Raw genomic sequence first — 13,766 nt, 5'->3', positions numbered from 1 at the left:
TCACCCGGCGGCGACGGATTCCGGCACGAGTCGGCCGAGCTTGCGGTATTCCTGACGCACCGCGGGTATGACATGTTCCATGCCGATCGCGCTGTTGCTCGCCGCCGCCAGGTAGGCGGCGGTGATGGCTGCGGAACGAATGTTGCCGCCCGACAACGTGAACGATCGGGCCAAGTAGTCCATATCGAGATCGTCGCTGCACGGTACCGGTGAGTCGAAACAATGCCGCCACAACGCCCGCCGTGCGTCCTCGTCGGGCGTCGGAAAGTCCACGATGGCGTCGAGCCGGCGGACGAATGCCTCGTCGAGGTTGGCGCGCAGATTGGTTGCGAGAACGGCGAGTCCGTCGAAGTTCTCCATGCGTTGCAGCAGATAAGCACTCTCGATGTTCGCGTAGCGATCGTGCGCGTCGCGTACTTCGCTCCTCTTGCCGAAGACGGCATCGGCCTCGTCGAACAGCAGCACGGCATTGACGCCACTCGCTTCCGCGAAGATGCGTTCGAGGTTCTTCTCCGTTTCGCCCACATACTTGTCCACCACCGCGGCCAGGTCCACCGAGTACAGGTCGAGACCGAGATCCCCGGCTATGACCTCGGCGGCCATGGTCTTGCCGGTGCCCGATTCACCTGCGAGGAGGGCGGTGACTCCACGCCCTCGTCCGCCACCGGGCCGCATCCGCCAGTCGGTGAGGACTCGTTCCCGATAGCGAGCACGAGCGGTGAGCTCGTGCAACTGGTCGACGACGCGGTGGGGGAGTACGAGATCATCCCAGCCGACCGAGGGTTCGATGCGCCGGGCGAGTCGCTCCAGCCCAGCCGCGTTCTGCGCCCGCGCTCCCTGGCACAGGTCTCGTCCGGTGAGGGTGCTGCCGGTCAGGCTCGCCGATATACGCGCCGAACGAACCGCACGTTCGATCTGTGCCGGACCCAGCACGAACTGGTTCGCGACCTCGGTGAGGGAGCCGTCGACGACGCTGTCCCCGGCTGCGACGGCCCAGAGGTGTGCTCGGTCCTCGGTCGACAGGCGCTCCGCATCGACCTGGAGCGGCACGCTGTCCGACCAGCGCGGATCCCAGGTGACGGTTCCGATCGCAACGACGGGTGCTGTCAGTTCGCACAACGCCCGGATGATCGCCGTGTGTGTGGCCAGCGCGTCCATGGGTGTCACGACTATCCCGGCTCCGCGTAGCATCGCTTCTCGGCCCAGCCCAACCACCGCGCGGGCCGGGTCGGGGTGCTCGAGCAGCCGGCTGGCGTCCACACACAGGGCGGAGCGACCTGCTGCCTCCAGGGCTGCAACGGCAACAGCAGGAGCGCCGGACCCGATGGACTCCCGGATGTAGGTGCAGTGCTGGCCTGTTCGTATCGTCCGCGCGATCCGGCCGGACACGGGAGACTCGAAATGCCCTGCATCGAAAGGCAGATCGGCGATCTCCGGGTCGCAGCGATCGTCGCCGAGCAGATGCTGGGTCACACGATCCGGAACTCGCAGGCCCCGGGTGAGAAACGGGCGCTCCTCGTCCTCCACCAGTACGAGGCCGGTTTCGATCAGCGGCGCCCCTGCCGCCAATCGTGCGCGGTGCTCGGCTGTCATGGGGGACAGCTCGAGTAGTTCGAGGACCAGGCCGATCGTCGCCCTCCGCCGCGTGACGTCGTCGTTGAGGTAGCCGTAGAGACGTTCGAACCGCGAATTCAAGTCCGGCAGCATGCACATCAGCAACGCGTCGACATCGATGTCGGACAGCCCGGCGGACCGGGCAAGCCGACGCAGCCGCAGGTCGCCGCCCGCCGCTTCTGCCGCGTCGGCCCGGCGATCCAGTGCGATGCGAGCCACGCGGTCGGACTCCGGCGGGGGTGGAACCACGTCGAGCAACGCCACTGCGGATTCGTCGCTCAGATACAGGCCTCGGAAGGGGTCGTCGGGGGTTGGATCGTAACTGCGCCGATGGGTCACGACCATGCGGACGCGTGCCTCGATCAGGGCGCACCGGTCGAGCAGATCCCGCAGGTTGGCGTCCGAGTTCATTCGTTGCGTCCCTGCTTGCGGCGAGCCTTGCGCATGGTGATCGACGGACTCTCGCCGTCCGCCGGAGGTGCGTCCTCCGGCAAGGTCTCGAGGCCGGACGGGACGGGATTGGAGCCGTCCGGCGCCGGCGTGCGTCTGCGCTTCTGCTCACCAGGAACCGAGCCGTGTTTCCCTTCAGCGGACAGGCGCGGAGTGCGAAGGGCAGGTGAAGCGGCCGGGTGCACACGACCGGTAGGTGTGGGCATGCTGACGACGAGGTCGAGGGACGGTTTGAGTTCACCGCCGAGCGCTGTCCAGACGTCCGCGAACGATCGGTCTTCGGGCGGTGGCAGCGCGACGGCGACCGGAACAGGCATCCCGAGGTCGGCCAGCGAACCGGACAACAGGCTCCCCGGCAGTGCATCGTGCCGCAGGAAGCAGGTCAGCAACCGACCCAACAGGTGATGTTCGTCCTCGGGACGTTGGGTCCAGGCGGCCACGAGATAGGAGAGCTTGAAGTAGCGGGGAGGTAGATGCCGGGCGCGCACGAGCCCGTTGTCGTATTCGTTCACGAGGCCACGCTGGCGTCGGCGCAGGTCTTCCCTGATGTCGTACAGGTAGACGTCGACCGTCGGACCGGTGCGGCGGGCCGCCCAGTCCTTGGTCGGTGCGTCGAAGACGACATCAACCTCCGCGTCATCGATCGCCTCGTGCTCGATCAGCTGGCGGAGAGCTGCATCGACATCGGATATCACGGCGACCACCGGCCTCAGATCAGTCCCTCGCGGACGGCATATGCCACGGCGTGCGATCTGTTGCGGAGCTGCAGCCGGGTGGTGATGTCGTGCAGGACGTTCTTGACCGTGCGCTGGCTGTAGCAGAGCTTCTGCGCGATCTCAGAGGTGTCGTGTCCGTCGGCCACCAGACGCAGAACCTGGACCTCGCGTTCGGAGAGTCCCGAGAATCGCAATCCGCGCGGCGTCAGTACCTGTCGCTGCAGGGCACCGACCTGGCCGAGCAGGCGGCCGAGAAGGTCAGGAGGAACGACCCCGTCCCCGGCGATGACGCGCTGGACGGTGCGGACCAGCAGGTCGGGTGTCGCGTCACTACGGCGGAGCAGGCCGCTGATACCGCCCTCTGCCGCGGCGACGAGCGTGGAGTCGTCGATGACACGCAGGACGAGGATCACTCGCGGCGAGAAGCCGCGCTGGAGGGCGTGGAGGGTCCGCATGGCGGCGTCGTCGAGAACGTCAGCGGCGAGGATGGCGACCTCCGCGGATTCCGGATCGGTGTCGACGACGGCCACCTCGCTCCGCATGCGCAGCTGACTGACTACTCCGGCCCGGAGTATCGAGTCGTCGGCGTATACGTAAACAGGCACTCGGGGTTGCATCTCTTGCTCCCGGGGGAGGTGTGAATGGGCAACAACAAGTGTCCGGACGGCGCTCAACATCGGCTCAACGGGCGAATCGGAACGCTCAACACGGTGGACGTCCATTGCCCGGACCGAACGAGATCCCCAGGAATCGCTTCGGAGGTCGAATTACCCGTGAGGCGGCTCGAAGGGGAACGAATTGCGGTCACCGCCGGTGCGGTGCGTAGGCTCACCGGCACACAATGTGCGGCAGATGCGGATCTACAGGGGGTCGAAGCTGATGTTCTGCCGCGGCGTGCCGCCGGCGGACAGTGCGTAGAGGGTGGTCTTGATCATCGACGGGGACCCGGCGATCTGGATCTGCCGATCGGCCCAGGAGCCGAACTGTGAGACCACCTTTCCCAGCTTGCCGTGCAGGGTCCGGTGCAGGCCCGGCGGCGGATCTTCCACGGGAACCGGGTGCCACCACGGGTTCTCGGTCTCCTCCACGACGGGCACGACCGTGAGCCACGGATTGGTGGTGGCCAGCTGCCACAGCGTCTGCAGGTCGTAGAGGTCGCAGGGGTACTTGCCGCCGAAGAACAGGTGCACGCGCGGGTTGTCGCCCCGCATGCCCATCTCCATCAGTTGCGCCCGCAGCGGCGCGAGGCCTGTGCCGGAGGCGATCATCAGCACGTCCTCACCGCTGTCGCGGTCGACGTGCAGGCCGCCGAGCGGCGGCCCGATCACCCAGCGGTCCCCGACGGAGGTGTCGCCGACCAGTGCCGGGCTGACCCAGCCGCCGGACACGCGACGGACGTGGAACTCGATCTGGCCGTACGGGTTCGGGGGGATTGCCGCCGACAGGTACCGCCACATGTGCGGCCGCTGCGGGATCTGCACGCTCATGTACTGCCCGGCGTGGTACGGGATGGGCGAGTCCGTCTCGAGCCGGATGATCGCCAGGTCGGGCAGCACCCGTTCGTGGCCGACGACGGTGGCGCCCCACGCGGCGGGCAGGTCGTCCTCGGCGGCGGCGGCGGCCATGGTGTCGACGACGTGGGTGATGACCCCGGACCACGTGCGGTCGAGGGCGTCGGTCCACAGGATGGGCGGGGTGCACTCGCGCACGGCGGTGTGCAGGGCCCGGCCGGCGGCATGGAAGTGGTCGGGCCGGACGCCGTACTTGCGGTGGTCGCGGCCGAGCTGGGTGAGGAAGGCGGTGACGGTGTCGGGGTCGCCGAGCCGGTTGATCGCCCAGCCGACGGCGGTCGCGAACCGCTGCCGCATCGTCTCCATTCCCGCGGGGAACAGCTCGCGGATGCCGACGGTGTCGCTCCACAGGGCGGTGTAGAAGGCCGTGGCGAAGCGCTCGGCGCCGCCGGGGGTCGCGACGATCGACGCGAAGCTGAGCTGGACACGGGCGACGGCGAAGGCCTCCACGCACCCTCCTGCTCGCCGTCTCTGCTGGTCGGCCGCCACTGTAGTCCCGCGGCGGTGTTTCGGCCACAATCGACGTCGAGCGGCTCGATGACCCCCGCGATGTGCCGCAGGTCACACGACTCGATAAAGTTGAGCGGAACAAACTCAACTTTGGGGCCGTTGAAGCATGCGAACGCCCGCGGCGGGAGGCTGGCGGGTGCAGAATTGATACCGGCTCGCTCAATGAAGGGAAGGGGTTCGCAGTGGACTCGTTCAATCCCACCACCAAGACCCAGGCGGCGATGACGGCTGCCATGCAGTCCGCGTCCGCTGCGGGCAATCCGGAGATCCGTCCGGCCCACCTGCTCGTCGCGCTGCTCGACCAGACCGACGGCATCGCCGCGCCGCTGCTCAAGGCCATCGGCGTGGACCCGACCGTCGTGCACCGGGAGGCGCAGACACTCGTCGACCGGCTGCCCAGCGCCACCGGCGCCACCACCACGCCGCAGCTCGGCCGGGAGGCCGTCGCCGCCCTGACCGCCGCGCAGCACCTCGCCACCGAACTCGACGACGAGTACGTCTCGACCGAGCACGTGCTCGTCGGCCTGGCCGGCGGCGATTCCGACGTCGCCAAGCTCCTCGTCGGGCACGGCGCCACCCCCGCCGCGCTGCGCGACGCGTTCACCACCGTCCGCGGCAGCGCCCGCGTGACCAGCCCGGACCCCGAGGGCACCTACCAGGCGCTCGAGAAGTACTCGACCGACCTCACCGCCCGCGCCCGGGAGGGCAAGCTCGACCCGGTCATCGGCCGCGACAACGAGATCCGTCGCGTCGTCCAGGTGCTGAGCCGGCGTACCAAGAACAACCCCGTGCTCATCGGCGAGCCCGGCGTCGGCAAGACCGCCATCGTCGAGGGCCTCGCCCAGCGCATCGTCGCCGGCGACGTCCCCGAGTCCCTGCGCGGCAAGACCGTCATCGCGCTCGACCTCGGGTCGATGGTCGCCGGCGCCAAGTACCGCGGCGAGTTCGAGGAACGCCTCAAGGCCGTGCTCGACGAGATCAAGGAATCGGCCGGGCAGATCATCACCTTCATCGACGAGCTGCACACCATCGTCGGCGCCGGCGCGACCGGCGAATCGGCGATGGACGCCGGCAACATGATCAAGCCCATGCTCGCCCGCGGCGAGCTGCGCCTCGTCGGCGCCACCACCCTCGACGAGTACCGCAAGTACATCGAGAAGGACGCCGCCCTCGAACGCCGCTTCCAGCAGGTGCTCGTCGGCGAGCCGAGCGTGGAGGACACCGTCGGCATCCTGCGCGGGCTCAAGGAGCGGTACGAGGTGCACCACGGCGTGCGCATCACCGACTCCGCGCTCGTCGCCGCCGCCACCCTCTCCGACCGGTACATCACCTCCCGGTTCCTGCCGGACAAGGCCATCGACCTCGTCGACGAGGCCGCGTCCCGGCTGCGCATGGAGATCGACTCGCGCCCCGAGGAGATCGACTCGGTCGAGCGCATCGTCCGTCGCCTCGAGATCGAGGAGATGGCGCTGCAGAAGGAGACCGACGAGGCCTCCAAGGACCGGCTCGAGAAGCTGCGCGCCGAACTCGCCGACGAACGCGAGAAGCTGAACCAGCTCACCACCCGCTGGCAGAACGAAAAGACCGCCATCGATTCGGTGCGGGGAATCAAGGAACAACTCGAGGCGCTGCGCGGCGAGGAGGAACGCGCCGAACGCGACGGTGACCTCGGCAAGGCCGCGGAGCTGCGCTACGGCCGCATCCCGCAGCTGGAGAAGGAACTGGAGAAGGCCGCCGCCGCGTCCGGAGCCGCCTCCGACGGCGACGTCATGCTCAAGGAGGAGGTCGGCCCGGACGACGTCGCCGACGTCGTCGCCGCCTGGACCGGCATCCCCGCCGGCCGCATGATGGAGGGCGAGACCGCCAAGCTGCTGCGCATGGAGTCCGAGCTCGGCAAGCGGGTCGTCGGCCAGGACGAGGCCGTACAGGCCGTGTCGGACGCGGTGCGCCGCTCGCGGGCGGGCGTCGCCGACCCGAACCGGCCCACCGGCTCGTTCCTGTTCCTCGGCCCTACCGGCGTCGGCAAGACCGAGCTGGCGAAGGCGCTGGCGGACTTCCTGTTCGACGACGAACGCGCCATGGTGCGGATCGACATGTCCGAGTACAGCGAGAAGCACTCCGTCGCGCGGCTCGTCGGCGCCCCTCCGGGCTACGTCGGTTACGAGTCGGGTGGCCAGCTCACCGAGGCGGTGCGTCGCCGCCCCTACTCGGTGGTGCTGTTCGACGAGGTCGAAAAGGCCCACCCGGACGTGTTCGACACGCTGCTGCAGGTGCTCGACGACGGTCGGCTCACCGACGGGCAGGGCCGCACCGTCGACTTCCGCAACACGATCCTGATCCTCACCTCGAACCTCGGTGCGGGTGGCGACCGGGAGCACATCATGGCGGCGGTGCGGGCGGCGTTCAAGCCGGAGTTCATCAACCGGCTCGACGACGTGGTGATCTTCCACTCGCTGACCGAGGAGCAGCTCGAGCAGATCGTCGACATCCAGCTCGAGCAGCTGGCCGGGCGTCTAGCGGCCCGGCGGCTCGCGCTCGACGTGTCGACCTCGGCCCGGTTCTGGCTCGCCGTGCGGGGCTACGACCCGCAGTACGGTGCGCGTCCGCTGCGCCGGCTCATCCAGCAGTCGATCGGCGATCAGCTCGCCAAGAAGCTGCTGGCCGGGGACATCAAGGACGGCGACACCGTCTCGGTGGGCGTCAGCGACGACGGCGACCACCTCGTGATAGGCGCCTGACGGCGCCGGTGCGTCCTTTGGGCTGCTGTGCCAGCCCGAAGGACGCACCGGCGCGCAGCGCCTAACCTGGAGGGACCATGACGAACCCGCACGATCCGCGCACCCCCCAGGAGCGCGCCTACTCGCTCGACGAGGGGCGTGCGGACGACGCGCGCGCGACGGGCACCGGCCGCACCGACCCGGACGCCGACGACACCCGGGTCCTGCACACCGCCGACCCGACCGAGGCGTACGGCCGTCCGCCCGCCAACCCCACCCTGGTCTACCCGGCGTACGACCCCCGGTTCGATCCGACGGCGGCGCCGCCCAACCCGACGCAGGCGTTCGAGCAGCCCGGCTCCTACGGGCCCCAGCCGCAGTACGCGCCGACCCAGCAGTACGCGCCGACCCAGCAGTACACGTCGGCGCAGCAGTACCCGCACACCCAGCAGTACGGGGCGGCGCCACCCACCCCGCCGCACACCGGCGAGTACCCGGCTCTCGACGCGAAGCCGCCCCGGCGGCGCCGTTGGGGCCTGATCCTGCTCGCCGCGGTGGCGCTGATCGTGCTGGCCGGCTTCGGCGGCTATCTGCTCAGCGGCGGCAGCGGCGACGACCCGCAGCAGCGCAGCGCGGCGGCCCCGACCACCACGACCACGGTGCCCCGGCCCGCGCCCACGACGCCCGCGCCCACCACCGACCCGGCCGTGCCCGGCCTGCCGTTCGAGCAGCTGCCCGGCGGGCTCGGCGACGTCATCGGCGCGGCCGGCACCGTCGTCGGCACGATCACCGCCAACGACGGCACCTCCCTCACGCTCAGCGGCATGGGCGGCTCGAGCGTCACCGTGCGGCTCACGCCCGAGACGCAGATCATGTCGCTCGCGGGCTCCGATCCGTCGGCGCTGCGGGTCGGCGACTCGGTCGTCGCGCAGGGCTCGCCGTTGCGGGACGGGGAGATGATCGCCGACACTGTGGTCAGCGCGTCCCTGCCGTCCTTCGGCGGTCCGGGCAACTAGAACGCGATAGGCTGACCCTCGATGACGGTTATGTGGTTCGGACTGGCGGCGATCGCACTCGCGGGTGCGCTGGTGCTGCTCTACATCGACCGCACGCGCCGCGAACAGTCCGGCCGCGTGCGCGAGATCTGGGCGCGCGCCCAGGGCTACAAGTACAGCGCCGCCGACGACACCCTGCCCGGGCACTGGCACCGGGCGGCCCTGGCCAAGCAGGAGTATCTCGGCGCGGTGGACGTGGTCCACGGCATCCGCCGCGGCGAGGAGTTCATCCTCTTCGACATCGAGGAGACCGCGACGATCGTCGCGGTGCGCCGCAAGGTCGGCTCCGACGTCGACATCGACCTGCGCCTGAAGTCGACGCCGCCGCCGAAGGACTCGGACATGAACCTGCTCGGCGCCATCGGTCCGCGCATCGTGTTCGCCACCGACCTCGAGATCGCCCGCCGCATCTGTGACCAGCGCATGGTCGCCTACACCGAGTCGATCCCGCCGCACGTGCAGATGCTGTGGAGCGAGGGCGAATGGACCCTCGGCTCGATCCCCGTGGGCAGCACCGGCCGGGAATGGGACTCGGCCATCGAGACCGTCGCCCGGCTCTCCGGGATCCTGCACGTGCTGCCCCCGATCGTGGAGCCGCAGGAACTCGACCGGGTCGCGCACGACCCCGGCCGCCCCTCCGCGCGGCACTGAGCCCACCGCGTCACCGGAAGCGGCCGGCGCGCTGCGCTAGCTTTAGCCCATGACTTCCGCTGCCACCCGGCCCGTCGCCCTGATCACCGGCCCCACGTCCGGCATCGGCGCAGGCTTCGCGCGCGCGCTCGCCGGCAAGGGGTACGACCTCGTGCTCGTCGCCCGTCGCGAGGAGAGCCTGCGGTCCCTCGCCGACGAACTGACGTCGCGTTTCGGCACCACCTCGGAGATCCTCGCCGCAGACCTGGCCACCGAGGACGGCCGCGTCTCCGTCGCGCGGCGCCTCGCCGAGGGCGTGGAGATGCTCGTCAACAACGCCGGGTTCGGTACGTCCGGCGAATTCTGGACCGCCGACCCCGCTCTGCTGCAGTCGCAGCTCGACGTCAACGTCACCGCCGTGATGCAGCTGACCCGGGCCGCGCTGCCGCCGATGATCGCGGCAGGCAGGGGCAGCATCGTCAACGTCGCCAGCGTCGCCGGATTGCTCTCCGGGCGTGGTTCGACGTACTCGGCGAGCAAGGCCTACGTCGTCTCGTTCACCGAGGGACTGGCCGGCGGCCTTGCCGGCACCGGGGTGCGGGTGCAGGCGCTGTGCCCCGGCTTCGTGCACACCGAGTTCCACGAGCGGGCCGGGATCGAGATGAGCTCGATCCCGGAACTGATGTGGCTCGACGTGGACACGGTGGTGCGCACGTCCCTCGCCGACCTCGAGGCCGGCAAGGTGATCAGCATTCCGGGCCTGCAGTACAAGGTGCTCACGACGGTGGGCCGGCTCGTCCCGAAGAACCTGGTGCGCAGGGCGACCAACCTGGTCGGCCGCGGCCGGGGACGGACGTAGGCCCAGCGCAGGTAACGGTCCGGACACGGCGCGCCGACACGGCGCGTCGCGACTCGGGCGTCCCCTCGGCCCCGCGGTAGATTCCGCCCTGTGACGTCTGTGGCTCTTGTGATTGTCGTTGCGGTCGTGGTGGTACTGCTGCTGTGGACGCGCGTCGCCGTCCGCCGCCTCCGGGTGCTGAAGTCGCGCCACCGTGACAGCCTGCGCCTGCTGACCAACGAACTCGACGACCGCTACGACCAGGTGCCCGCCCTCGTCGCGGCCTCCGCCGGCGCCGGCATGGACCGCAGCCGGCTCAGCCCCGTCGTCGGAGCCCGCTCCCTGGCAATCGCCATGCGCGACCAGCGGCTGCCCCTGGGCGAGCGGGCCGCGGCCGAGAACACCCTGTCGGCGGCCCTGCACGACCTGATCGGCGTCCTCGACGGCGTCAACCACTGGCCGTTCATCCGCGTCGCCCGCGAGTTGCAGACCCGCGAGCAGCGCATCGCCGGGGCCGCCCGCGTCCACAACGACCTCGGCCGCGCCATCAACACCGCGACCATCACCTTCCCGGCCTCGGTGTTCGCGCGCCTCGCCGCGGTCGGACCCGTCCCGCTGTTCGAGGTCGCCGCCCCGCCCGCCCCCACCGCCGTGGCCCCGCCGGAGCCCGTCGCGACGGCTCCCGCCTCCGCCCCCGGAGGCGACGCGCCGACCGGCGGATCGGACGCGCCGACCGGCGGATCGGACACCGTCGCGGCCTGACCGTCGGACCCCGACTAGGCTCGTCGTCGCCGGCGCCCTCGGGGCGCGGCGTGGAACGAGAGACGGTGAGGGGTTGCGATGAGTGATCGCGAGGAGTTGGCTGCGCTGGTTCGCGAACTGGCGGTGGTGCACGGCAAGGTGACCTTGTCGTCCGGCAAAGAGGCCGACTACTACGTGGATCTCCGCCGCGCCACCCTGCACCACCGGGCCGGCCCGCTGATCGGCAAGCTCATCCGGGAACTGGTCGCCGACTGGGACTTCGACGCCGTGGGCGGCCTCACCATGGGTGCCGATCCGGTGGCGCTCGCGGTCATGCACGCCGCCGGCCGCCCGATCGACGCGTTCGTCGTCCGCAAGGCCGCCAAGGCGCACGGCATGCAGCGGCAGATCGAGGGTCCCGACGTGCTCGGCAAGCGCGTCCTGGTGGTCGAGGACACGACCACCACGGGCAACTCTCCGCTCACCGCGGTCAAGGCCCTGCGCGACGCCGGCGCGACGGTCGTGGGTGTCGCCACCGTCGTCGACCGGGCCACCGGTGCCGGCGAGGTGATCGCCGCGGAGGGCGTCGAGTACCGCTACCTGCTGGGTCTGCAGGACCTGGGACTGCAGGACGCCTAGGTTCTCCGTGGCCGGGCGGGTGCGACGGACCGCGACGCGCCTCGCGGACGGCCGGGAACTGTTCTATTTCGACGACACCGAGCCGTACGTCGGTGGTGGCGCGGTGCGGGAGCGGCACGACACGCGGCGGCTACCGTCGGCCGGGGCCGCGTCCGAACTCCGCTTCGACCCGCTGACGGGGGAGTGGGTGGTCTCCGCGTCGCACCGCATGGACCGCACCTTCCTGCCGGACCCCGCGGACTGCCCGCTGTGCCCCACCCGTCCGGGCCGGGCCGCCACCGAGATCCCCGCCGACGACTATGACGTGGTGGTGTTCGAGAACCGTTTCCCGGCCCTCGGGCCGGGTGGCGCCGTCGCCGGTCCGGTGGACGGCGACCCGCTGTGGCCGCGACGACCCGCGACGGGCCGCTGCGAGGTGGTCGCGTTCACCGCCGACCACGACGCCCGGTTCGCCGACCTGAGCGTCGCGCGGGCCCGCACGGTGTTCGATGCGCTGGCCGACCGCACCGCCGAGCTCTCGGCCGCCCCCGACGTGCGGCAGGTGTTCTGCTTCGAGAACCGCGGTGCGGAAATCGGTGTGACGCTTCAACATCCGCACGGGCAGATCTATGCCTACCCGTTCCTGCCGGCGCGCTCGCAGGTACTGGTGCAGCGCGCCCGCGCGCACCACGCCGCGACGGGCCGGCTGCTGCAACGCGACGTGCTCGAGGCCGAACGCCGGGCGGGCACGCGCATCGTGTGGTCCGGGCGGCGGTGGACCGCCTACGTGCCGGCCGCGGCGCGGTGGCCGATCGAGGTGCACCTCGCCCCGCATCGCGACGTGCCGGACCTCACCGCCCTCGACGACGCCGAGCGCGACGAGCTGGCGGTGGCCTACCGGGAGTTGCTGCGCCGCGTGGACCTGTTCTTCGACGGCGTGGACCGCGTCCCCTACATCGCGGCCTGGCACCAGGCGCCGGTCGGCGACGAGCGACCGTACGGTCGTCTGTTCTGCCAGATCTTCTCGCTGCGCCGCGCCGCCGACAAGCTCAAGTACCTGGCCGGCTCGGAGTCCGCGATGGGTGTATGGATCAGCGACACCTCCGCCGAACGCATCGCGGCGCGACTTCGGGAGCTCGCCGGATGAAGGTGTGCGCGGCCGCGGCGGCCGAGTTCGCCCGGGAGTTCGGTGGGATACCGGAGGGGGTGTGGTGCGCGCCGGGCCGGGTCAACCTGATCGGTGAGCACGTCGACTACGCCGGCGGGCTGTGCCTGCCCCTGGCGCTGCCGCAGGTCACGGCGGCGGCGGTGCGTCGCCGCGACGACGGGACGGTGCGGCTCGTCAGCGAGGGCTTCGCCGGTGCGTCCTTTGGGCTGCTCCAGCCGCCCAAAGGACGCACCGGCGGCTGGGCCGCCTACGTCGCCGGGGTGATTCATACGCTCGACCCGCCCGGGTTCGCGGGCGTCGACGTCGCGATCGCCTCCGACGTGCCGGTGGGGGCGGGCCTGTCCAGCTCGGCGGCGCTCGAGGCGGCCGTCGCCCTCGCCCTGGCCGAGCTGTACGGGCTGCCGGTCGACGATGCCGGCCGGGCCGCCCTCGCCGCCGCCTGCACGCGGGCCGAGAACGACTGTGTCGGCGCCCCCACCGGCGGCATGGACCAGCAGGTCGCGCTGCGCGGCCGGGCCGGTCGTGCACTGCTGCTGGACTGCGCGACCGGAGCGGTCGAGCACATCCCGATCGACCTGGAATCGCACGGCCTGGCGCTGCTCGTCGTCGACACGGACGCGCCGCACCGCCTCGTCGACGGGCCGTACGGGCAGCGGCGCCGCGACGTCGAGGAGGCCGCGCGCCGGCTCGGCGTGACGAGTCTGCGCGAGGTCGACACCGTGGCTGCGCTCGACGCGCTGACCGATCCGGTGCTGCGGCGCCGGGCCGGGCACGTCGTCACGGAGATCGCCCGGGTGCGTGCCGCCGTCGCCGCGCTGCGGGACGACGCCCCGGACCGGCTCGGGCCGCTGCTCGACGCCGCGCACCGGTCGCTGCGCGACGACTTCGAGGTCAGCTCCGTCGAACTCGACAGCGCCGTCGACGCCGCCCGCGCCGCCGGGGCGCTCGGGGCCCGGATGGTCGGCGGCGGATTCGGCGGATCCGCGATCGCGCTGTGCCGGGCGACGGACGTCGCCGCGGTGGCGGAGGCTGTGACGGCGGCCGCCCGCGAGCGGGACCTGCCGCGGCCGAAGTTCCTGCGTGCGGTGGCGGCGGCGGGCGCCCGGCGTTGCTCCTGAGGGAAAGGCGGCCGGGTGAC

General features: G+C 70.9%; 12 protein-coding genes. 8 read left to right on the top strand and 4 right to left on the bottom strand.

Annotated features, from left to right (window positions below; genetic code table 11):
• From KZJ41_RS21840 to KZJ41_RS21825, 4 genes are all read right to left on the bottom strand, one after another.
• Positions 1 to 1,959 carry an ATP-binding protein gene (locus KZJ41_RS21840; RefSeq protein ID WP_373566488.1) on the bottom strand — a complete coding sequence of 653 codons (1,959 nt, stop codon included), beginning with the start codon at positions 1,957 to 1,959 and terminating at the stop codon, positions 1 to 3.
• 62 nt (positions 1,960 to 2,021) lie between these two features.
• A complete protein-coding gene (locus KZJ41_RS21835) occupies positions 2,022 to 2,768 on the bottom strand; it encodes a DUF4255 domain-containing protein (RefSeq protein WP_251549579.1) in 747 nt (248 codons plus the stop codon).
• 5 nt (positions 2,769 to 2,773) lie between these two features.
• The gene (locus KZJ41_RS21830; protein WP_373566445.1) at positions 2,774 to 3,385 is read right to left on the bottom strand and encodes a LuxR C-terminal-related transcriptional regulator; all 612 of its coding nucleotides are present in this window, start codon (positions 3,383 to 3,385) and stop codon (positions 2,774 to 2,776) included.
• A 255-nt stretch (positions 3,386 to 3,640) separates the two neighbouring features.
• Positions 3,641 to 4,801, bottom strand: a complete 1,161-nt coding sequence (locus tag KZJ41_RS21825; RefSeq protein WP_006931236.1) for an FAD-binding oxidoreductase — start codon at positions 4,799 to 4,801, stop codon at positions 3,641 to 3,643.
• Positions 4,802 to 5,043: 242 nt separating this feature from the next.
• On the opposite strand from KZJ41_RS21825, the gene clpB reads away from it, so the two are divergent.
• The 8 genes from clpB to galK all read left to right on the top strand — a co-directional run bounded on the left by clpB (position 5,044) and on the right by galK (position 13,746).
• Positions 5,044 to 7,599, top strand: a complete 2,556-nt coding sequence (gene clpB, locus KZJ41_RS21820; RefSeq protein WP_029545447.1) for an ATP-dependent chaperone ClpB — start codon at positions 5,044 to 5,046, stop codon at positions 7,597 to 7,599.
• A 77-nt stretch (positions 7,600 to 7,676) separates the two neighbouring features.
• Positions 7,677 to 8,594, top strand: a complete 918-nt coding sequence (locus KZJ41_RS21815) for a DUF5666 domain-containing protein (protein WP_029545445.1) — start codon at positions 7,677 to 7,679, stop codon at positions 8,592 to 8,594.
• Between the two features lie 30 nt (positions 8,595 to 8,624).
• On the top strand, positions 8,625 to 9,284 hold the full coding sequence (locus KZJ41_RS21810; protein ID WP_029545443.1) for a hypothetical protein: 660 nt from the start codon (positions 8,625 to 8,627) through the stop codon (positions 9,282 to 9,284).
• A gap of 49 nt (positions 9,285 to 9,333) precedes the next feature.
• Positions 9,334 to 10,122: an SDR family oxidoreductase gene (locus tag KZJ41_RS21805; protein WP_043796710.1), complete on the top strand. Its 789-nt coding sequence runs from the start codon at positions 9,334 to 9,336 to the stop codon at positions 10,120 to 10,122.
• A gap of 108 nt (positions 10,123 to 10,230) precedes the next feature.
• Positions 10,231 to 10,863: a LemA family protein gene (locus tag KZJ41_RS21800; protein WP_306430621.1), complete on the top strand. Its 633-nt coding sequence runs from the start codon at positions 10,231 to 10,233 to the stop codon at positions 10,861 to 10,863.
• Between the two features lie 78 nt (positions 10,864 to 10,941).
• Entirely contained in the window at positions 10,942 to 11,481 is a 540-nt protein-coding gene (gene pyrE / locus KZJ41_RS21795) for an orotate phosphoribosyltransferase (protein ID WP_006945331.1), read from the top strand.
• 19 nt (positions 11,482 to 11,500) lie between these two features.
• Positions 11,501 to 12,607: a galactose-1-phosphate uridylyltransferase gene (gene galT, locus KZJ41_RS21790; protein WP_251551007.1), complete on the top strand. Its 1,107-nt coding sequence runs from the start codon at positions 11,501 to 11,503 to the stop codon at positions 12,605 to 12,607.
• A complete protein-coding gene (gene galK, locus KZJ41_RS21785) occupies positions 12,604 to 13,746 on the top strand; it encodes a galactokinase (RefSeq protein WP_029545435.1) in 1,143 nt (380 codons plus the stop codon). The genes galT and galK overlap by 4 nt, the downstream gene beginning before the upstream one ends.
• Positions 13,747 to 13,766: the final 20 nt, after the last annotated feature.

It is taken from the genome of Rhodococcus sp. 11-3 (assembly GCF_023704055.1).
Taxonomy (GTDB): Bacteria; Actinomycetota; Actinomycetes; order Mycobacteriales; family Mycobacteriaceae; genus Rhodococcus; species Rhodococcus aetherivorans.
The sequence above is the reverse complement of the archived record's forward strand: the minus strand, read 5'-3'. Positions and strand labels throughout refer to the sequence as shown.

Bases quoted from the DNA above. Each gene is read 5' to 3' on its own strand.
- KZJ41_RS21840 (WP_373566488.1), bottom strand. From the start codon at position 1,959: ATGGTCGTGACCCATCGGCGCAGTTACGATCCAACCCCCGACGACCCC.
- KZJ41_RS21815 (WP_029545445.1), top strand. From the start codon at position 7,677: ATGACGAACCCGCACGATCCGCGCACCCCCCAGGAGCGCGCCTACTCG.
- KZJ41_RS21810 (WP_029545443.1), top strand. From the start codon at position 8,625: ATGTGGTTCGGACTGGCGGCGATCGCACTCGCGGGTGCGCTGGTGCTG.
- KZJ41_RS21805 (WP_043796710.1), top strand. From the start codon at position 9,334: ATGACTTCCGCTGCCACCCGGCCCGTCGCCCTGATCACCGGCCCCACG.
- pyrE (WP_006945331.1), top strand. From the start codon at position 10,942: ATGAGTGATCGCGAGGAGTTGGCTGCGCTGGTTCGCGAACTGGCGGTG.
- galK (WP_029545435.1), top strand. From the start codon at position 12,604: ATGAAGGTGTGCGCGGCCGCGGCGGCCGAGTTCGCCCGGGAGTTCGGT.